19 protein-coding genes are annotated in these 21,578 nt (G+C 36.1%); all 19 read left to right on the top strand.

Features of this window, described 5'->3' with window-relative positions; all coding sequences use genetic code 11:
* The first annotated feature begins 103 nt into the window (after window positions 1–103).
* The 19 genes from B2906_RS01120 (at window position 104) to B2906_RS01030 (ending at window position 19,817) form a co-directional block, all read left to right on the top strand.
* On the top strand, window positions 104–772 hold the full coding sequence (locus tag B2906_RS01120) for a class I SAM-dependent methyltransferase (RefSeq protein ID WP_219958404.1): 669 nt from the start codon (window positions 104–106) through the stop codon (window positions 770–772).
* Between the two features lie 564 nt (window positions 773–1,336).
* Window positions 1,337–1,927, top strand: a complete 591-nt coding sequence (locus tag B2906_RS01115; protein WP_219958405.1) for an FkbM family methyltransferase — start codon at window positions 1,337–1,339, stop codon at window positions 1,925–1,927.
* A gap of 58 nt (window positions 1,928–1,985) precedes the next feature.
* Window positions 1,986–2,738 (top strand): FkbM family methyltransferase, encoded by a 753-nt coding sequence (locus B2906_RS01110; protein ID WP_219958406.1) that lies wholly within the window; start codon window positions 1,986–1,988, stop codon window positions 2,736–2,738.
* Window positions 2,731–3,996 carry an ABC transporter ATP-binding protein gene (locus B2906_RS01105; protein WP_286935312.1) on the top strand — a complete coding sequence of 422 codons (1,266 nt, stop codon included), beginning with the start codon at window positions 2,731–2,733 and terminating at the stop codon, window positions 3,994–3,996. The genes B2906_RS01110 and B2906_RS01105 overlap by 8 nt, the downstream gene beginning before the upstream one ends.
* Window positions 3,977–5,107 carry a TDP-N-acetylfucosamine:lipid II N-acetylfucosaminyltransferase gene (locus tag B2906_RS01100; protein WP_286935310.1) on the top strand — a complete coding sequence of 377 codons (1,131 nt, stop codon included), beginning with the start codon at window positions 3,977–3,979 and terminating at the stop codon, window positions 5,105–5,107. Before B2906_RS01105 ends, B2906_RS01100 begins: the two co-directional genes overlap by 20 nt.
* On the top strand, window positions 5,097–6,152 hold the full coding sequence (locus B2906_RS01095; RefSeq protein WP_286935309.1) for a glycosyltransferase family 2 protein: 1,056 nt from the start codon (window positions 5,097–5,099) through the stop codon (window positions 6,150–6,152). Before B2906_RS01100 ends, B2906_RS01095 begins: the two co-directional genes overlap by 11 nt.
* The gene (locus tag B2906_RS01090) at window positions 6,149–7,144 is read left to right on the top strand and encodes a glycosyltransferase family 10 domain-containing protein (RefSeq protein WP_286935308.1); all 996 of its coding nucleotides are present in this window, start codon (window positions 6,149–6,151) and stop codon (window positions 7,142–7,144) included. The genes B2906_RS01095 and B2906_RS01090 overlap by 4 nt, the downstream gene beginning before the upstream one ends.
* Window positions 7,141–8,109, top strand: a complete 969-nt coding sequence (locus tag B2906_RS01085) for a glycosyl transferase (protein ID WP_219958413.1) — start codon at window positions 7,141–7,143, stop codon at window positions 8,107–8,109. Before B2906_RS01090 ends, B2906_RS01085 begins: the two co-directional genes overlap by 4 nt.
* Window positions 8,110–8,922: a glycosyltransferase family 2 protein gene (locus B2906_RS01080; RefSeq protein ID WP_255590541.1), complete on the top strand. Its 813-nt coding sequence runs from the start codon at window positions 8,110–8,112 to the stop codon at window positions 8,920–8,922. It abuts the gene before it with no gap.
* Window positions 8,922–9,896, top strand: a complete 975-nt coding sequence (locus B2906_RS01075) for a glycosyltransferase (RefSeq protein WP_219958415.1) — start codon at window positions 8,922–8,924, stop codon at window positions 9,894–9,896. Before B2906_RS01080 ends, B2906_RS01075 begins: the two co-directional genes overlap by 1 nt.
* Entirely contained in the window at window positions 9,889–10,803 is a 915-nt protein-coding gene (locus B2906_RS01070; protein ID WP_219958416.1) for a glycosyltransferase family 2 protein, read from the top strand. Before B2906_RS01075 ends, B2906_RS01070 begins: the two co-directional genes overlap by 8 nt.
* The gene (locus tag B2906_RS01065; RefSeq protein ID WP_349678988.1) at window positions 10,787–11,707 is read left to right on the top strand and encodes a glycosyltransferase; all 921 of its coding nucleotides are present in this window, start codon (window positions 10,787–10,789) and stop codon (window positions 11,705–11,707) included. The genes B2906_RS01070 and B2906_RS01065 overlap by 17 nt, the downstream gene beginning before the upstream one ends.
* A gap of 1 nt (window position 11,708) precedes the next feature.
* Entirely contained in the window at window positions 11,709–12,578 is an 870-nt protein-coding gene (locus B2906_RS01060) for a glycosyltransferase family 2 protein (protein WP_219958418.1), read from the top strand.
* A complete protein-coding gene (locus B2906_RS01055) occupies window positions 12,575–13,816 on the top strand; it encodes a glycosyltransferase (RefSeq protein WP_219958419.1) in 1,242 nt (413 codons plus the stop codon). Before B2906_RS01060 ends, B2906_RS01055 begins: the two co-directional genes overlap by 4 nt.
* A 5-nt stretch (window positions 13,817–13,821) precedes the next feature.
* On the top strand, window positions 13,822–14,586 hold the full coding sequence (locus tag B2906_RS01050; protein ID WP_219958420.1) for an FkbM family methyltransferase: 765 nt from the start codon (window positions 13,822–13,824) through the stop codon (window positions 14,584–14,586).
* A 53-nt stretch (window positions 14,587–14,639) separates the two neighbouring features.
* On the top strand, window positions 14,640–16,253 hold the full coding sequence (locus tag B2906_RS01045) for a glucosamine inositolphosphorylceramide transferase family protein (protein ID WP_219958421.1): 1,614 nt from the start codon (window positions 14,640–14,642) through the stop codon (window positions 16,251–16,253).
* Window positions 16,250–17,311, top strand: coding sequence for a glycosyltransferase (locus B2906_RS01040; protein WP_219958422.1), 1,062 nt, complete (start codon window positions 16,250–16,252; stop codon window positions 17,309–17,311). Before B2906_RS01045 ends, B2906_RS01040 begins: the two co-directional genes overlap by 4 nt.
* A complete protein-coding gene (locus B2906_RS01035; protein ID WP_219958423.1) occupies window positions 17,308–18,402 on the top strand; it encodes a glycosyltransferase family 4 protein in 1,095 nt (364 codons plus the stop codon). Before B2906_RS01040 ends, B2906_RS01035 begins: the two co-directional genes overlap by 4 nt.
* A gap of 188 nt (window positions 18,403–18,590) precedes the next feature.
* Window positions 18,591–19,817, top strand: coding sequence for a hypothetical protein (locus tag B2906_RS01030; RefSeq protein WP_219958424.1), 1,227 nt, complete (start codon window positions 18,591–18,593; stop codon window positions 19,815–19,817).
* Window positions 19,818–21,578 lie beyond the last annotated feature (1,761 nt).

Below are 21,578 nucleotides of genomic sequence, written 5' to 3'. Positions count from 1 at the left end.
GAAACTTCGATTATTGCTAGCCTGTATTGGTCGAATTCGAAGTTTTCAACCTAGAAATTAAAGGTGATTTTATTGCACACAATCAAAAAAATAATTCTTTCTAATGCTTACTAAACTGATTCCCGGATTTTTAAAGAAAAAACTTTTTACCCAAGTGAAAAAATCCATTCTGGCATCTCAAGTCCAGGAATCTTCAAAATTACCCAAAGTTCAAATTGACGAAAAGTCGCTAAATTCTGCCAGATTATTACCAAATAGAGAGGCCTTGTTGGAGCTTCTTCCTAAAGGAGGGGTGGTCGCGGAACTTGGAGTGGATCAGGGAGGCTTTTCTGAAAAAATCTTAAAAATCAATCAGCCCAAAACATTGCACTTAGTGGACCTTTGGGGTACTGAAAGATATCATTTAGGAAAAAGAAAAGAAGTAGAAGAGAAGTTCTCCAAAGAAATTAGCAAAGGGGAAGTTTGTATTCATATTGGATATTCTACAGAGGTTGTTCAAAAATTTGAGAAGGATACCTTCGATTGGATTTATATAGATACCAACCATAGCTACGCTACTACCAAACAAGAATTGGAGTTATGGTCAAGTAAGGTTAAACCCGATGGGATTATTGCAGGGCATGATTATATCATTGGGAACTGGAATGGGATGGTTCGATATGGAGTCATCGAGGCGGTTCATGAATTTTGTTTGAATTACAATTGGGAGATTCTTTATCTAAGCATGGAATTAGATACAGCTCCGAGTTTTGCAATTCGACGCCGAAATTAAGTCTCCATCCGTGCTTAGGCTTTGTTAGGATTCTTCCTTAAGGGTGATTACACATCAATTTGAGAGATAACTTCTTCTTTATAGTCAAAACCCTAAAAAGAAACTGGCTCTTTTTCCTTTTATTTTTTTTACTGGGGATTGCACTCCACCAGTTTTATAGACTGCAGATTCGTTTTGAGATTTTATCAGATTTTAGATAGAAAATCCAGAATTATCCAAAATGATGAATATAAGATTTGCAATTCCCAAAGCACTGAGTAAATTTATTACTCAGTCATTCTTAGATCCTAAATGGGATTGAAAGGGCGAAGCTGTAAAAAAATTAAGAATCTTAATTCTACGATTACTCAGTTACTCTTTAATCAATTACTCTTCCTTGCTTTTAATTCCTTATAGCTTCCAGTCCACTCTTATTATTCTATTTGATATTTGATAATTATTCTTTTGATAAAAAATAGTCTCAGAAAAATTTTTCCTAGTGAAGTTTGGAAGAGACTAAGGTTATTTGTTTGGTCCTATACTAATTATGTTTCCTTTCAGTCTTTTTCAGGGGAAGGGGAGGACATGATTCTTCGAAGAATTTTCTATAAAAAGAAGAAAGGGTTTTACATTGATATCGGGGCATATCATCCAAAAAAATCTTCCAACACTTATTTTTTTTATAAAAAAGGCTGGCGTGGAATTAATATCGACGCTATGCCAGGAAGCATGAAGCTCTTCAATCGGCTGCGCAAAAAAGATATTAATCTGGAGATACCGCTAGGAACAAAGGGAGAAACAGTCAAATACTATGAATTTGCTGATAAGGCCTTGAATGGATTTGAGTCATCTAAACTACAGGAAAAGAATTCATCTAAGTCACAAAATAGACTTAGTAAAATCCATCAATTGCAGTCAGATTCTCTAAATTCCATTTTGGAACAGTACCTTCCCGAAAATCAAAAAATTGACTTTTTGTCTATTGATGTAGAGGGCCAAGAGTTTCGAATTTTGGAATCTTTTGATTTTGAGAAATACAAACCAAACTTGATTTTGACTGAAATCTGGAATTACTCAATGGAAAGCCAATCTAATGGAAAAGTAGATTCCTTGCTGAAGCAAAAAGGTTACAGACCAATAGCTAAAACACTGAATACAGTGTTTTATTTCAAATAATAAAGATAGTTTAGGTATTTCTATTTAAATCGAAACTCTAAGATTAATAGTCTAATTAATGAATATAACTAATGTTTATAGATTTATAAAATTACTGATTCCTCCTATCATAACCTTTCAAATTCAAAAATATAGGAGAACTCAACATAATAAAAAAAAGGGATTATTTAAACCAAATAATTCACTAATTGAATCTTTTTCTCAATATCAAGAAGACTTAATTATTGATGCAATATTTCGAAAAGAAAAAGGATTTTATGTAGACGTAGGGGCAAATGACCCCAAAAAATTCAGTAATACAAATCGGTTTTATCGTCGAGGATGGACTGGAATTAATATTGAACCACAACCTGAGAAAATTAAGCTTTTTGAAAAAAAGCGAAATAGGGATATCAACTTAAATATAGGGATAGGGACTGATTTTGGTCAATTGGATTTTTATAAACTTGAAATTGATACTCTATCAACGTTCGATAAAAACACTGCTATTAATCACTGTCGTAGGTTTAAAACTCAAATAAAGGAAGTTATCAATGTAGAAGTTTGGCCTTTAAAAGAAGTATTGAAGAAATATTTGACAAATAATCAACCGATAGATTTTTTAAGTATAGACACAGAGGGGTTTGATTTGAAGGTTTTAAAAAGCAATGATTGGGATCTTTACAGGCCCAAAATAGTGCTCATTGAAGTTGGAAAAGATGGGAATGAAATTGTAAGTTTTTTAAAAAGTCATAATTACGAGTTGGTATATAAAAATTCCTGCAACTTTTTTTTTCTTGACAAAATTAACGGGATTAAAATCCATGAATAAAGTCATCAAGGTTTCGAATCTCTCCAAACGCTACCGCCTCGGTTTAAAAGAAAAGTATGCCGATACTTTGGTTGGTAAGATTTCTCAGATAATCCGTTCTCCTTATGATAACTTGAAGCGACTTCGAGATTTAAATCGATTTGGTTTGGAAGACGATTCAGTTTTTTGGGCGCTTAAAGATGTTTCTTTTGAAGTAAAAGAAGGAGAGGTCTTAGGAATCATTGGAAAGAATGGTGCAGGAAAATCCACCTTACTAAAAATTCTTTCTCAAATAACCGAACCTACATCAGGTAATATTGAGATTCATGGACGAGTGGCTTCTTTACTTGAAGTCGGAACAGGTTTTCACCCAGAGCTTTCAGGGCGGGAGAATATCTATATGAACGGAACCATCCTAGGAATGACCCGTCGGGAGATTGATTCTAAGCTGGATGAGATTATTGACTTTTCAGGAGTAGAGAAGTTTATCGATACTCCGGTAAAGTTTTATTCTTCTGGGATGAAGGTACGCTTGGGGTTTTCTGTAGCTGCTCACCTAGACCCAGAAATTTTGATTATCGATGAGGTCTTAGCTGTAGGGGATTATGAATTCCAGAAAAAGTGCTTGGGGAAGATGGAGGATGTCAGTAAAAATCAAGGGAGAACGGTGCTCTTTGTGAGTCATAATCTAGAAGCTGTTCGGTCTTTATGTACTCACTCATTATTAATGACGGAGGGATTTCTACATTTAACGGGGCGAACGGAAAATGTTGTTAATGAATACTTGAAAAAGCAAATTTCTAGTCAAAAAGAAAGAAAATGGGAGTATGATTTAGCACCTGGAAATGAGTTGGTCAAAGTGGCATATATGTCTGTTTCTAATTCTGGTAGTTTACCCGATGATGTGATAGATAGAACAAAAGAGATTGAATTTAATTTTGAATTCTGGTTTGAGGGAGAGGCAGCCCAAGTCAACCTGAGTTTAGTCCTTTACAGTATCAAGGGGGAATGTATATTTAATGTTATTACACAGGTACCACTTCCCACCCTGAATAAAGGATACTATTTATCAAAGTGTGTGCTTCCTTCTCATTTCTTAAATGAAAATGAATATAAGATTGATGTTTTATGGGTGAAGGATGCAAAGATCCAATTATTCAAAATGAGTGATGCGCTTCTATTTGAAGTAGTCGATCAAGAACCAAGAAAAATAAATTGGTTTGGAAAATTTCCTGGAGTAATTCACCCTAAATTGGATTTTGTCATTGAGGGTGTTTAATAAGAAGTTTATTCATATCGTCCGCGATGAGAAATTTATTGATTCCGCCTATAGAGATTTTGAGGAAGCCGCACCAAATCAGAATGTGTTTTTGATAATTGGGCTTATAAAGAAATTAAAATTTATAAAATCAGCAAAAGTCTTTTTCATCCGTCCTAGAGTTTTATGGCTTTTTGCTCCATTGTCCCATTTTTTCGCAAAAGCAGTGATTTTTCATTCTATTGGCTCCGTTTTTGAAGAAAATCTTTTATTGAAAATAAATTCTAAAACCAATATTGCATGGATATCTTGGGGGTACGATCTTTTTCCAAGATTAAAAAATATAGAGGAATATCTTTTTCCCATTACAAAAGGCTTCTATAATTCTTACTCCTATTCTAATGAAACAATTAATGATCAATTAAATGGTAATTTTAAAAGAAGCTTTAAGGTGAAGCCGTCTAATATAGATCTAATTTCCCGAATCAACTTTATTTCTCCTGTTCTAAAATCAGAGTTTAATCTTTTATCAAATTCATTTATTATAGAAAATCAAAAATATTTAAGGTGGAATTATTTATCATTGGAAGAGGATGTAATATCTAAAAACTCTGAAATAAATATTTCAGGGAAATCACTTCTTCTCGGACATAGTGGGTCAATTTGGCTTAACCATTTGGATGGTTTAAAGGAGCTTGATCAATTAGACCTAGAGTTTGATCAAATAATTCTTCCATGTTCATATGGTGATGAAAGATATATTTCCTTATTAAAAGAAAGTTTAAAAGAGAAATCTGAGACAATTCAATTAATTGATCATTTTTTGCCCTATGAAGAATATGTTAAAGTATTGGAAAAGTGTAAGTACTTTCTCATCAATACTGAAAGGCAGATTGGTCTGGGGAATATTTTATTTTTTTTATACTATGGAGGTTTTGTTGTAATTAGAAAGAATAATCCTGTAGTAGAATGGATGTCTGAGCTCGAAATACCTTTTACTGAGCTTGATTCTTCCGATTTTGTTTTGGTTAAAGGAGGTGATTTGGAAACTAAGTCAACGCTCCTTTCTTTTTGGGGAAAAGAAACCAAGAGAAGTTTAACTATTGATTATCTAGCTAAAATTGGAAGCTAATCCTTTAGTGTCCATTATTATTCCCAATTACAACAAAGCTCCCTACCTTCGAGAGACTTTGGATTCAGTTCTTGCCCAGACCTATACCAATTGGGAATGTATCATTGTGGATGATCATAGTACAGATGATTCTTGGGATATTTTAGAGGGATATACTATAATAGATTCTCGATTTAAGATATTTCGAAGACCAGATCCTTTTCCTAAAGGAGGAAATGTTTGCCGGAATTGTGCTTTTGATAGCTCAAAGGGTGATTTGATCCTTTATTTAGATTCTGATGATATACTTGCTAATTTTTGTTTTGAACAGCGAGTAAATGCCGTAAATAATTTTCCGAATAAAGATTTTTGGGCCTTTACTACAGCACTTTTTCAAAAGGATTTGCGTGATGCTAAATACTATTGGAATGTAGATGACCCAAATGAATCTGATTTAAGTAGGTTTTTGAGAATGGATGTCTTGTGGCAAACCTCAGGGCCAATCTACTCCAGAAAATTCGTTGAAAAGCTTGAAGGATTTAATCCTAAAACAAAATTTTGGCAGGATTACGAAGTTCATTTGAAAGCCTTGATTTTGTCAAATAATTACCAAAAGTGTTTTGATTTACCCCCTGATGTTTTCATTCGAGAAGGGGACAAAAGTTCTTTAAGTAGATCTACTCCATTCACAAGTGATTTAAATATTCTTCAAACCCGAATTCAATTTTTAGAAGATATGTTTTTTTTTACTGTTGAAAATTGTAAAAATTTGAGTGAAGAAGAACTCCATTCTCTTATTTCATTTCAGTATTTTCTAACTGTACAACTCTGGGTTAAGCATGGAAAGTTTAATCTATTTTTAAAAAAGTGGAAACAATACTCCTCGAAAATAAATAGAAGGGGTTTTGTTTTTCTAAATGGATTAGTTTCAGCAATTATATTGAAACTAAATAATAGGTTTGGAAACAAGATTAATTTAAATAAATTTTTGAGCCAAGAATTTCCAAATAGTAAAATATTAGGTCTAGTTCAAATTGGTCAACATCCCATTAATTTGAAGCCTTGAGTAGTTTAAAAAAGGAAATAAAATTAAAGTTTCTTTTCAGAAGAAAGGCGCTAAAAGAGTGGTATTCTGAGTTTTTTTTTGGGATTCTTAGTAGTAGGTATAATGTTATCATCGATGAAGTTAAACCCGATTTTGTTTTTCATGAAGCTCATCTCATTGATATAATTCCATACTCAGGTGTCAGAATTGCATTTTCTTCTGAGAATGTAAGACCTGATTTTAATATTTCTGATTACGGAATTGGATTTGACCATATTAAGTTTCAGGATAGGTACATCCGCTTTCCATTATATCTTTTTTATTCGGGTTCAGTAAAGGCAGCGGAATTAAGGCCTGAATCTATTTTAGCCCTCGATTTGCAAAGCTTAATCAATCGGAAGTTTTGCAACTTTCTGGTCAGTAATGGGACTGCATCTGATTTTCGTACCCAATTTTACTTGATGCTATGTCAATATCGGGGAGTAGACAGTGGCGGAAACTATTTAAATTCTATTGGCGAACCGGTTAAAGATAAATCAGCATGGCAAAAGGAATACAAATTTTCTCTTTGCTTTGAAAATTCATCTACCTCAGGATACTTGACCGAAAAGCTTATTCAGGCTTATTCTTCAAATACAATTCCAATTTATTGGGGAGATCCTGATTCATTTGGATCGTTATATGAAGGTAAGGGAGGAATTAATCCTGAGGCTGTTATTTGGGTAGATCCCGTTAATCCCGAAATAGCATTAGACCGGATAAAGGAATTGGATTCTAACCCGGGATTATATCTGGAGATGCTAAAAAAGCCACTTTTTATTGATCATGACCATGTTCCGTTTTTTGAAAATAGCCTTAAGGATTTCTTGTTTTCAATTTTTGATCAGGATACAGAAGCTGCTTATCGAAGAGGTTTTGGTCAGGTAAGGCTGCGGGTAGAAAACAGAAATATTGCCCGGTCTAGCATTTTAAAAAGCTTCCTAAACTATTTTAAAAAGCGAATCAAGTTTTGAATCCCATTTTCTTCACTCTCTGCTCCAATAACTACCTTGCCCAAGCCAAAACCCTTGGAGATTCGGTGTTGAAATTTTATCCAAATTCCAAGTTTGTTATTGGTTTGGTTGATTATTTGGATGATCAGATCGATTTTTCATCTTTTCAAGGGATGGAAATCCTTCCTTTTGATCAGTTAGGTTTTCCGGAGTTTGAGGATATGCTGTCTCGATACAATGTGATCGAGTTTAATACGGCTGTTAAGCCTTTTTATATAGACTACTTATGGAGTACTTATGGAACAGGTCATCGTATTATCTACTTGGACCCGGATATTGTACTTTACCGTACCTTAGACCATGTGACAGAAGCTTTAGAATCCCATAATACAGTTTTAACTCCCATGTTCTGTGAGGCTCCTGTTGAGACTTCATTGGATGAATTGGTTGCCCTACGGCATGGGATGTTTAATTTGGGTTTTATCGCATTGAGATATTCCGATGAAAGTAATCGACTGATCCTATGGTGGAAAACCCGATTGCGCACCCACTGCCTGATTGATAAACCCAGAGGAATCTTTGTAGACCAAAAATGGATGGACTTAGCTCCTTTGCTGTTTGATGAGGTGTTTATCCTAAAGCACCGAGGTTACAATATGGCTTGGTGGAATTTTTCTGAACGGATACTCATTGACTCAGGAAGCGATTTTGCGGTCAATCAGGCTGATCAGCACTTATATTTCTTTCATTTTAGCGGCTTCAAGCCCGGAAGTGAATATATCACGGGAAGATCCGGCGAATCCCAATTTGCTTATAAAAACCGGCCTGAATTGAAGCGTTTGGGAAAAGAATACGAAAAGACACTTATTGAAAATAATTTTGAATTCTATTCTGGCATTAAGCCTAAGCTTAATTTTTTTGTAGCCAAGGAGGGGTTTAAAACAAAACTTAAAAGGAAGATAAAATCCTTATTATCGCTATTCTAATTGGATCCCATAGTTTCCATTATTATTCCTACTTTTAATAGGGCCCATACTTTGGAACGGGCTATTCAAAGTCTCATAGATCAAACCTATAGATATTGGGAATGCCTAGTTGTAGATGATTTTAGTCAGGATAGTACAAAAGAGTTAGTGTTTTCGATTGCCGATAAAGAGTCTCGCATACAATATTTTGAAAACATTGAAAAGGGATCAAATCCAGCCCGTAACCTAGGCCTAAAAAAATCGAAAGGAAATTATGTGGTATTCTTAGATTCGGATGATGCATTAGAGCCTAGAATGATTGAAGAAAGTCTTGATATAATTGAAAAAACGAGGCAAGCTGATTTAGCGATTTCTTATACCAACATTTTCAAAAATGGCTCATTGAGCATGGTGTCGGACCTGGTGAGATCTGAAAATCTCTTACTGGACTTTTTAATAAAAAAGATTACTTGGCCTTTGAATTCGGCATTAATTCGAAAAGATTTTTTGATTTCAAACCATATTAAGTTTCGTCCGAATCTATTGAATGGCCAAGACTACTGTTTTTTTCTTTCGATAATATCGAACAAACCCAAAATTGTTTTTACCAATAAAGCACTTTCGGTAAACTACCACTTAGATGGTGAACCAAAGAATGTTAAAATCTCCGCAGGAGATACCATGGAATATAAATGGAGTAGGTTTAGGTCGAGGAACCTAGCCTTTGAGATCGCATTTAGACACTTATCTATTTTTGAATTTTTTGAATTCATACCCTATTTCACCAAATATCAAACAGGACTTATTCTTGATATGGTAAAATCTAGATTCTAGTGACAGGGATAAGCATAATCATTTGCACCTACAATGGAGAGCTTCGACTCCCAATAACCTTAGAGTATATTTCCAAATTAAGATTTGAAGGCCCTTGGGAGCTGTTGATAGTTGACAATGCAAGTAAGGATAATTCTAATTTCATCGCTCAGGAATTTTTCAAAGGAAATCCGATTATCCAGGGAAAGGTAGTGTTTGAGCCAAATGCTGGCTTAACCCATGCAAGACAAAAAGGCTGGAGAACTGCCAACTACGATATTGTCCTTTTTTGTGATGATGATAATTGGCTTTGTTCGGATTACTTAACAGTAGGCTATTCTATTTTTAAGTCCCATTCAAAGGTAGGAATATTGGGAGGCTGTGGTGAGCCTGTCAGTGAGGTACAGTTTCCAGACTGGTTTGCTGAGTTTTCTCATAGCTATGCAGTAGGGAATAATGGTAAAACAAGCGGTAAATTAGAAAAAGGTGCGGCACACTATGGTGCCGGTTGCTTTTTTTTGAGAAAGGCATTGCTTCAATTGGATCAGCTGAAAACCAGATTGATTCTAACAGATAGAAAGGGAAATGAACTGGTAAGTGGAGGCGATGTAGAGTTATGCTATTTAGTTCAATTGCTTGGATATGACCTTTGGTTTGAAAGTAAATTAAAGTTTCAACACTTCATTCCTTTGGGTAGACTTGATTGGCAATACTACTTGAAATTGAAAAAAGGAATAGCTTCTTCATTTCCTCTCTTGTTCTCTTATAAAGTTGTTTTCATGGGAACATCAAAAATGCAGTTGAGAGCTGAAATAATTCTAAAATTATGGTATTCGTTCAAAGGTTATTTGCTTTGTCAATATCGAAATTTCGCCAGTCCTACAAAACGAAATGAAGTACAGCTTATTGAAAATAGTCAAAAGCTGAAGTCCTTTTTTAAGAACTATAAGAAAACTTTAAGCCACTTCGAATGGCTTAATTCCAGATTTGATTAAGGTTTTGGAGTCTCCTTTTGTATCAATAATAATTCCTTACTATAAAAATATCGGTACCATTTCAAGGGCTGTACAATCAGTTATTGATCAAACTGAAAAAAGTTGGGAGTTGATCGTGGTGGATGATGGAAGCAACGATGAACTTGAAACAATAATAAAGAGCTTTGAACCAGAAAAAATCACACTCATCAAAAAGCCAAATTCGGGGCCAAGTGATTCCAGAAATAGGGGAGCAAAACTAGCTACTGGAAAGTTTTTAGCATTTTTGGATAGTGATGATTGGCTTAGTCCTGATTGGCTTGAAAACTTTAAGAAGAAACATCAAGAAAACGGATTTGATATCGCCTTTTGCTATGGAGCATTGATTGACGAAGAAACAGGAGAAAGAGAGGATTGGACAAAATTTGTAAAGTTGAAAATCCATGGGGAGGAAGCGAAATTCAATAATCTTGTTGGTACTTTTTTAGTAAGGTCATCAATTTTTGAAAATGCCCGAGCCTTTGATCCCAACTTAAGGTATTCTGAAAATATGGACTTGGCTATCAGAATAATGAGATTGGTTCCACCTTCAAAAAGATTCTATTTGGAAGAAGTTATGGTGTTTTTTGGCAATACCATAGAGCCAAAAAAGAGAAACCAAAAATACGGAAGAGCTTTATTGCTTAAAGATTTGGCCTATTTTCAGCAAAAGCACAAGCAAGTTTTGCTGGAGAACACCAGTTTTTTGCGTGCAATTATTAGAAGGCAATTGGTAAGTGCTACTGTTTGTTGGAATTGGAAAATATACATTTTAAAGCTTAAAGAGCTTTATTCTTATTCGGTGGGGGATGGGCTTAAGTTTACTTTATTATTCTTTTTTCTCCCATTTAATAGGATGCGATTACTTTCACATGGATTTAGGAAGTAGAAAAAAGAATATAATTAGTATGAAACTTGGAGGCTTCATAATTACCTACAATCGCCCTGCAATTCTTTGTGAAACCATAAAGTCCGTAATGTCACAGACAAGTCCACCGGATTTTCTTTGGATCATAGACAATTCTGAGAGTCTTGATACTGATCATGCTATTGCCTCATTGTTGGATTCTCGAATCAAATATTATCGTATGGGCTTTAATTCAGGCCCTGCAGGTGGAGCAGCCAAAGGTTTGGAACTTTGTGCTAATGATGGTGCTGATTGGATATATTGGGGGGATGATAATGATCCGCCGGAGTTTATTGACACATTTGAAAGGCTCCTATCTATTCGAGATGCTGATCCCTATTGTGGAGTTTTGGGAGCAGTGGGCCATTTTTTTGATCATAAAAAAGGAGAAATCAAGCGAGTTCAAAGTAGACTACTTGAAAAAAAGAAGGTTCTTGGTGTTGAGTCTATTGCTGGAAACATGAGTATGCTTGTCCATCGTGATGTAGTAAAAGCCAGAATATTTCCAGATCCAGAATTGTTTTTTGGGTTTGAGGAACTTGATTTTTGTTTAAAAGTAAAAAGGCAAGGGTTTTCACTTAATGTACACTGTGGGCTATTTCTGGAGTCTAGAAAAAAGCATCAGAGATTAGATTTCGAAAGACCTGTTTACCAGAAAAAGGAAAATCTAGTTCGTGAATATTACAGCCTCAGGAATCTTCTTTACATCGCACACCTACTTACTCTGGATACCATGAAAAAAAGATTAATAAAAAAAGGAATTGGGAAAATGTTTTATGGATATAGATTTGGTCTTAGATATGGATTTGAGAATATGAAATATATTTTTTTGGCACTTAAACATTTTCACAGTGGAGTAAAAGGAAATACAATCCCATTAAGCTAGGATGGTAGATTTTTCTGTTGCATTATTATTAGTTACTTACAATAGACCAAAATTACTAGATTCCCTACTTTTTGAAATCGGGAATTTTAATTGGAGTTATTTGGATTTTGTTATCATTGATAATGGTAGTGAAACAAGTACAAAGGAGATTTTGGAATACCACAAGGAGAGATTGAAACCAACAATACTCTGTTTAAAAGAAAATATAGGTCATGGAGCTGGATTGGCAAAGGGTATGAAATATCTGAAAGAGAATAGGCCTAATCTTGATTATGTTGTATTTTTAGAAGATGATAGTATACCAAAAAGTAAATACCTAAATTTTCTTATTTCAAAAATTAAGGCAACGGATTTTTCAATGATTTCTTCGGCTGGGTCAATCATCAAACTAGGAAAAAGAATAAAAATACAATCAAATCATAAGGATATTGAAGATGCCGATTTCGCATTGTTTGATGGAGCTATTGCCAGATTTCAAGATTTATTGAGAGTTGGTTTTCCTATTCAAGATTGGTTCATGATGTTTGATGATTTTGAATATTGCTATCGAATTCGAAATGCAGGATATAAAATAGGTGTAGTAAACAATCCTTATGTTGAAATTTTACATGATGGTTGGGGAGGAGGAACTTCTTATTCACATCTTTGGAGATCGTACTATCAGTCAAGAAATTTCATTCACTTTGTAAGGATTCACTTTACAGCATTTAATTTAATTGATTGCATAATTCTCCAAAGCAAAAGACTGATAGGTGGTCTTTTAGCTAAAAATGGATGGATAACTACTAAAATGAGATTAAAGGGGGTCCGTGCTGGACTTTTGGGGAAAAAAGGTAAATCTTTAGATTTAATGACGTTGAAAGAAACTTGAAAATTCTCTTCACCCAAGACGCCTTATTCAATGCAGGTGCTGAACGAAGTCACCTAGAGATTCTTTCACGATTTTCCGAGGAGGTGGATGTAGGATTTGTTTATTTCTATCCTAAGCATGACCTAAGAAAAGCTTACGATCGAGCCGGAATCCGGCTCTTTTTTTTGGATATCCCGGAGTCCTATCATTTTATTCTTGCCGTAAGAAAATTGGTCAAATTGATACGACAGGAAAAGCCCAATTTGCTGGTTTCCTCTCTTTGGAGGGCAGATATCATAACCCGGATCGCTTCTTGGATTACGGGAGTTCCACTCATAGGTACTCTAGTAAATGATAGTTATGCTCCTATTGCCTGGACAGATAAAAAGGGGATCAAATACAAAATTGTCTATTGGTTGGACCGGCTTACCGCAGGCATACCTGTTCATTGGATTGCCAATGCCCAAACTTTAGCTGATTCTCACGTGAAGACCTTGGGGATTGATCGAGATAAGATTTCGGTGGTATACCGAGGTCGTCCCGTTCCCATCATTGCGCGTAACGTCATTGCGCCTGCCCGCGGTGGCGGGAGCGATGCGAAGCAATCTTCTTCGGTTAAGACAGATTCTCCCGCCACTGTTGGGATCGCAGTGACGGACCCAATTAGAAACTTCATCTCCTATGGTAGACTTTTGGAAAGAAAAGGCTTCCAAGATGCCATTCGGGCCTTTGACAAAGTCCTCCAAACCTATCCGGATTGCACCCTAATCATATTTGGGGAAGGTCCCTTCAGAAAAGAGCTGGAATTACTGGTTCAAGATTTAGGCCTTCAAGACTCCGTATTCCTCCCAGGTAAATTACCCAACCCTATGGAGGTTCTACTCAATGGCTATTCCCCAATGCCTACTGTCCACTGCTCACTGCTCACTACTGACTACTTTCTATTCCCTTCCTGGTACGAAGGCTTTTCCGGCGCCTTAGTCGAAGCAATGATGGTAGGAATTCCCATAATTGCCTCGGACATCCCTATGAATTTGGAGGCGGTTACAGATCAAAAAACCGCCTTAGTCTTTCCGGTTCAGGATATTAATGATTTGGCCAAACAAATGCTTTGGGCCATTGAAAACCATGATGCGATGAAGGCCTTGGGAAGGAACGCTAAAGAAGTAGCAGAAGATCGGTTTGATATCGAAAATGTAGCTAAAGAATACGAGGAAAGGCTCTTAAATATTCATTTTCAATTAATTCGAAAAAAATGAGATTTATGAAGGAATTAATAAGAGAGGGACTTTCAAACTTAGGTTTAAAAGTTTCCCGGATTAAAAAGGAACCATGGGGAATAGATTTGTTTAATGATGTCTCAAGATTAACAAGTTTAAATGACATAAAAGTTGTGTTTGATGTAGGAGCAAATGTGGGTCAATCAAGGAATCTTTATTTAAAGAAATTTTCCTCTTCAAAAATTTTTTCTTTTGAACCTGTGATATCTACTTTTAAAATTTTAGAGGAAACCAATCCAAATACGAATAAATCTTTTTGTTATAATCTTGCCTTAGGAGAAACCACTGAAAAAATTAAAATTCCTCTTCAGGAAAAATCAACTCAAAACTCATTATCTAAAAAACGAAATGAAAATAGCAACCCTATTTATAATTTAGAAGAAATTCAAGTTGATACTTTAGATAATATTGTTCAAAAAATAGATATAGATTATATCGATTTTTTAAAAATTGATACAGAAGGATTTGAAATGGAGGTGCTAAAAGGAGCATCTAATTATCTAAAAAGTAAAAAAGTGGGGTTTATTCTGCTTGAATTGGGAATTAAATATCATCCAAGAACAACATTCTACAATTCTATTCAAGAGTATTTATCACGACTTGGATATGATGTCGTTGGGTTTTATAAACAGAGTCAAAGCCTTTACACAAAAGGAAGGTTTCTTATGCACTGTGATGTTTTATTTATAAATTCTGAGTGGTCAAAGACCCTTAGACCGAAATTTGTAAAGTCATTTGAATATGAATAATTATTACTCATCAAAGATCGTAATTTGAGTTTTGAAAAAATGAGGCTTTATATGTGTTTATTTTGTATAGAATAGGGATTCTTTTAGACTCTTTGACTATCCAAGCCTGGCAGGTTGAGGCGATTAGAAAGCTCCTTTCTACTGGATTGGTTGAGTTTTCTGTTTTAGTGGTCAATCAATCTCCTAAGCCTTCGGGTAGGCCATCTCCCTTTTTATATCGGGTCTATAGAAAGTTAGACCGTATCTTTTTCAAGGACGATTTGGATGCTTTTGAATCGGTACCGCTATCAAAAGTGATTTCTTCTAAGGTTCCTGTTCTTTCAACCAAACCTATCCAAACAAAGTATCGGGATAGCTTTTCTGATAAGGATATAGAAAAGATTGCCAGCTACGATTTAGACATTGTGATTCGATTTGGTTTTAGGATTCTTTCAGGGGAAATACTCAAGGTGCCCAAATTAGGTGTATGGTCCTACCATCATGGTGATCCTAAAGTTTATCGGGGTGGCCCTCCTGCCTTTTGGGAAGTAATGAAGCAAATTCCTGCCACAGGATGCGTTTTGATGCGACTCAATGAAAAGCTGGACAAAGGGGAGATCCTTTATGAGTCGCACACCCAAACGGACCCGCTCTCTGTGCAGCGGAATGCCAATCGTATCTTCTGGGCTTCTGCTGCTTTTCCTGCTAGGGTGGTTAGGGAAATAGACCGATTGGGTATGGCAGGCTGGTGTCTGAATGTTGCTTCCAAAGCTATCGATTTTTCCGCTCCATTACTCAAGCCACCCCAAACTCGTTCAATGCTTCGAATGGGGACTAATCTTTTTTTAAGAAATCTGAAAAGAAAGACTCGAGAGCAATTCAAAGCTCCTCATTGGGATATTGGGTGGATAAGTGATTTGTCAATTAATAGGCGGCTGATTTCTACTCGGGGAGCTCAATTGATTAAAAGGGAGGATGGCAATAAGTATTATTTGGCTGATCCTTTTCCTATTTTTTATCAAGGCAGACTATGGGTTTTTGTAGAGCAATTTGACAAGAAAAGAAAAAAGGGAATCATCGCAATAATGGATGAGGAAGGAAATTGTGCCCCTGTAATTGAAGAGGAGTGGCATCTTTCTTATCCTTTTGTTTGGGAGGAAAATGGCGCCTTTTGGATGCTTCCGGAATCCGCTGAAGCTGGAAAATTATGGCTTTATCAAGCTATTTCTTTTCCTTTCAAGTGGGAAAGAAAGCAAGAGCTTTTTTCCGAAGAAGCTTATGATCCTACGCTTTGGAAAACCGAACAAGGGTATTGGCTTTTTGTCAACCAAAAATCCCATCCAGCCTGTTCTCCCTTTGACGAGCTTAGCCTGTACTTCTCAAAGTCTCTTTCCCAACCTAGCTGGCAATCACATTCCCGAAACCCCATTGTGTCGGATGTGCGATCTTCCAGACCCGCAGGCAGCTTATTTGAAGAGAATGGGAAGTTTTACAGACCAGCACAAGATTCGGAAAAAAGATACGGTCATCGAATACGAGTGATGGAGGTGAAATCACTCAGTCTGGATTCTTACCGAGAGGAAGAGGCCTATCGTATTGAACCTAATGAAAAAGAGGGAACTTTGGGAATTCACACCATGAATAGAATTGGGGATCGCAGGATATTTGATTTTTACTCCAGAAAATGAAAATTCTGTTTTTGATCCATAGACAGCAAGCACGAGGGCAGGAGGTATTTGCGGCTCAGCTAGCCCAGGAGTTTGAACTGCAGGGTTTGGAAGTAAAGGTGGTAAGCTTGTATTTTGGTTCTTTTGCTTTACCCTTTAAAGAAAAAATTCTTTGTTTGGGGCTTAATTCGTCCAAGGATTTTTGGAAGCCTCACCTCTGGAAAGAATTTGTCGATTTGGTGGCTGATTTTCGACCCCAAATCATTCAAGCGAATGGGGGAGACACCTTGAAGTTTTTGGCTTTGGCTTCTTTATTCATATCCAAAAAGCCCAAATTGATTTTTAACAATGGTGGAGTAATGAGCTACTATCTTAGAAATGGACTTCAAAAAAGAATGAATGCTTTTTTCCTCCGTAGAATGAATGGTTTGGTTTCTGTTTCTGAGTTTAGCAAAGCTGATTTGGATAGAACCTTTAATCCAAGACTTCATCATCAGGTAATTCCAATTGGTATTTGTATTTCGGGAAATTATGCGCAAGAGCAGGAAGATTTTACTTGGCTACATATAGGAGGCTTTACCGTAGAGAAAAACCATCAAGGCTTGATTGAACTATTTCAGCAAGGTATTGATAAAGGGATAAAAGGAAATCTCCACTTAATAGGTGAGGGGCCATTAAAGCGAGAGATTGAAAATTGGGTTCAAGATCAAAATATGAAATCCAGAATATGGTTTCAAGGTGCTTTAGAAAAACCTTGGTATGATGCTCCAATGCCTAGTGTTTTGCTTTTGCCTAGCAAAATTGAAGGTATGCCTGCGGTAATTGCGGAAGCTCTATTCATGGGAATACCAATCATTGCTTACGCTGTAGGCGGAATTACCGAACTGAAATCTGAATTTCCTTCCCTTTTTTTGGTTCCGGAAAAGGATCAAAGCGGTTTTATTCAAGCTATGGTTTCGGTTCAGGAAAATTATGAGCGTTACTTAGCTAAGAGCCTTGAGGATATCGAAAAAGCAAAGTCTTTTTTTAGTCTCAAAAGGGCAAGCAGGGACTTTTTGAACTTTTACTCTCAAGTATGAAAATCATTCAATTGCTCACCCGGCCGCAGCTAAGAGGAGCTGAGATATTTGCGCTTCAGCTTTCGGAGCAATTGAAAGAAAGGGGGCATGAGGTCTTGGTCATCAGTATTTTATCCGGAACAGGGGACTTGGCTTTTTCTGGGGAATTTATTCAATTGGGCAGACAGAATAGGACGCATTTGGATTGGGTTGGTTTTTGGCAACTCAAAAAGATAATTGATTCATTTCAGCCGAATATTGTCCAGGCAAATGCTTCTGATACGCTACGATACGGTGTTTTTGCCAAGAAATTGGCCACCAATCGATTTCAACTCATCTATCGCAATGCCAATATGATGAGTCCTTTTATTAAGAGTAGATGGAAGAAAATGTATTATCATTTTTTAGTAAATCAAACCGATGCCGTGATTTCAGTATCACAGGCAACACGAATAGATTTAATTAATTTTTATGGGTTTAAAAAGGTAACTAAGACAGTCCCAATTGGGATCGACACTTTAGAAATTGAACGATTAAGTAGTCAAAAATTAGACTTTGATCTGCCTCAAAACTTTTTACTTTTTATGGGCGGTTTAGTTCCCGAAAAAAATCCAGAGTGGCTTTTAACTACTTTTTTTGAATATCAGAGAGTTTGGTCTCATCTAAACTTGGTCTATATGGGCAAAGGGAGTTTGGAAAACAGGTTGAAATCAAAAATCATGAAGTATGGTTTAGAAGATCGAGTTCACATCCTTCCCAGCCAAACCAATCCTTTTCCAATATTAAAACGGGCCAAGGCATTAGTGTTAACATCAAAAATCGAAGGCCTGCCTGCAGTTATTTTGGAGGCTATGATTCACAAAGTTCCCGTCATAGCCTTTGGAGTAGGGGGTATCCCAGAAGTACTCAAAACCGAAGAAACTGGCTGGTGCATTCCGCCAAAAGATTCCCAAGCCTTTATTGAAGCTATTCTGGAAGTAATCTCAATGAAAAAAGGTACTAAACAAAAAATCTTGGACCAAGCTTATCTGTTCGTTTGCACTCACTTTTCCCTTCCCCAAGTCTCCCTCCAATTTGAAGAGTTTTACAAATACCTTCTAAAACAAAACTAAAACTACTCTTCAATTCGACTTATTAATTTCCAGTTTCTCAATTTGACAAATAGAATAAATAATCAATTCTTTGACCTTCCTTTAATCCTAAACAAATAACAAATAACCAATAACCCAATTAATCCTAATATTTCCCCTTTTCGATTCTTCTTTTAACTTTAGTCTCAAATAACTTTAAACTCTAAAAAGTGCTTAGCGCAGTTCTCTTAGTCCTTTTCCTTTTTTTTGTTTCTCAGCCATTTTTGAATAATCTTCAAAAGGAGCATAAATGGTTGAAAGCTGGACTATTGAACCAGATGTATTGGTATCATATGTTTTTTGGATTGGTCTATTGGACATATGCACAGTTCAATCGATCAGATTCTCAGTATTATTATTATAAAACTCAATTTTTATGGAAAAATTGGTTTGATGCTTTTTCTGCAGGAACTGATTTCATCGAATGGTTGTCTTTTCCCTGGGTTAGATTTTTAGGTTTCAATTATGATATGACCATGTTCCTATTTACATGGTTAGGTTATTGGGGCTTCGTCTATTTTTATTGTTTTATGAAGGAAAACCTTCGGTTTAACCCCAAGTTTGAAGGATGGGATGCAATTACCATTTTTATGTTTTTACCTAATATGCATTTTTGGACTGCCTCCTTGGGGAAGGGAGCTGTTATTTTTGCAGGAATTGGATTTTTAACTTATGGATTATCTTGGCCGGGTAAAAGAATTCCTCACTTAATTTTTGGAGGCTTTTTATGTTACATGGTAAGGCCGCATATTTTATTTGCAGTAATGATTGGGATGGGTTTAAGTTTTGTTTTTGGTAGAGAAAAAGTTCCTACCTATCAAAAATATCTAGTTGCTTTGGCTGGAATTGGTGTTTCTATTTTTGTCTATGAGGATTTAATTACATATCTGGGTTATGACCCGAATAATCTTGTGGAGAGCTTTGAAGAAGAATCTACCCTAAACGCACAAAGACTACAATCTGCAGGGTCGGGAGTTGATATGACTTCATACAGCTTACCGATGAAACTCTTTACCTTTTGGTTCAGACCATTATTTATTGATTCTCCTAATGCTTTGGGTATAATCGTATCAATTGAAAATGCCTTGTATATTTATATGTTTTCCAAGGTTTTTAAGAAGAGCTTTATTGATTATATGCGGATTGCTCCGGCCATGGTAAAGATGTCGGCGGTGGTGTTTATTTCTATTTCTATCTCCATGACCTTTGTGATGTCGAATCTGGGTATCATCATCCGTCAAAAATCCCAGATTATGTATTATATGCTTTTTGTGATTGTGGCCTTCATGGATTGGGAAAAAACCAATCGAATCAAGAAACGGGCAGAAATCTATAACCGAATCGTGGAGGAAGAAAGAAGAAAAAGAGAGGAAGCTGCCTTTTTGGAGTCTACTTAGCCCTGATCTACAAATACCTATAACTGAAATCCTGCCTCAGAGCAGGATTTTTTTTTGGCTGTTTTAGCTGCTCGAGATCTGCGATAGCGATTTGGCTCCTCGGAATTTGCAATTCCGAGGTCTTATCGTAGGATTTGTAATCCGAAAAAACCCTCCAAGGGTTTGCCATAAGATGGGACATGAACATTTTTTACATCCATCCGGCAACTCAAGAAATCCCTTGGAGGGTTTTTTTATGGTTTTCGTTTCGTCTTGCTGGCATTGAGTCATCGTTTCCAAATGGAGATCAAGGGCCAGCGCTGGGGGAGGGTGGTGGTGAATCTTTTACCCCGAGTTGCACTCGGGGCTAATAAATTACGCTCTTTCAGAGCTTTTGATCAAAGCTGTCTTCAAGGTTTATTTCGCCGAAGGCCTATTTCAATATATTTCTACTGTATTTCTTTCAATAAATATCTTGCCGAAGGCATATCTTCTCTTATCTTAAAAAATATCTTTCGATCTATTCGGCTTCTCCAAGATATTTCGCCGAAGGCGTATTTCTATTTATTTCCACAGTATTTCTCAAAAATCCCCCTTGCCCCCTTTACCAAAGGAAATCATCCTAAACTAAATTTACACTTCCAAAGGGGGGATTGACCCGTATTTTGCTGCAGGCGTATTTCTATATATTTCTATTGTATTTCTACCTTCTTCCATACCTACGGCATGGAGAAGAGTTTGTGGTTATTTTTTTGCTACCGAGCTGAAATCCCTATGGGATTGAATAGGTTGGTGAAGGATTGTTTTAGATTTCAACCTTAAAATAAAGGGAAACTACCGACCTCACATTTTAATTTAATCACATATTTTTCAACCTTAAAGGGTAGATACTTAATACCAACTTCGACTCTTCCTCGACTCATCTTCGGCTCTTCTTCGACTTACCTATGATTTCAAGCCGAGTTTGAGTGGTAGTTGATACAAGTCAAATTGGAAGCACCTATGGATTATCCTGCCTTTAGGCCAAGGTTAAAAATGATAATAACTTTTGATAGAATACAGGGCTGTTTGAGATCATCGGGAGTAATTTCGAGCGAGAGGCTTTTGATCTTTGGGAGGAAAGGAATTTTTAAAGGGTAATCGATTGTATCAAGGTACCTAGTTTACTTAATTCAAAAAAAAGAGCCCAATGAGGCTCTTTACTATAAGGATCAAATTTTAGTTCTAAGTAATTTTTCTTGGCGCTGAAGCTTAGCCAGCAATGTGATCGTTTTTCATGATTTCAAAAGTTTTAAATCAATATTATAACGCTAGTTTGGATTTATATGTTTTATTTCAAAGTAAGTTTTACTTGACCTCAAGACTATCCCCTGAGATAAACTGTTTAGATGTAATACATCTTTTTGAGTTGAATTCCTTAAAAAAGACTTGATTAAACCCAGATAAGGCATGCCTTCCAATGATGGTTAAGCGAATTTTTGACGAATCGTCAGTCCATTTTTCTTCCAAGTCTTCGGTGGTTCTGAGCCTTATACAATGTAAATTGTGTTGGTCTGCAGAATTTGACTTAGGAATGTACATAAAAATGAATCCTTTAATGGAATATCTGTTCCGTGTAAATTTGTTCCGTTCAAATCACCGATTGGTTTGAAAAATGTGGCCTCGACTCTTACATCAAATAGCTCGGAGTCAGTCTTGTTTACGAGTTTAAAGAAATAATTGTCCTCACCTTTAAAATTGACTTTACTGATGTGCTAAGCAATTTCAATTTTTGGCTTTTTA

It is taken from the genome of Algoriphagus sp. UBA3586, from assembly GCF_002376385.1.
Classification (GTDB): domain Bacteria; phylum Bacteroidota; class Bacteroidia; order Cytophagales; family Cyclobacteriaceae; genus Algoriphagus; species Algoriphagus ornithinivorans.
Note: the sequence above shows the minus strand (reverse complement) of the source record. Positions and strands in the feature narration are given on the sequence as shown.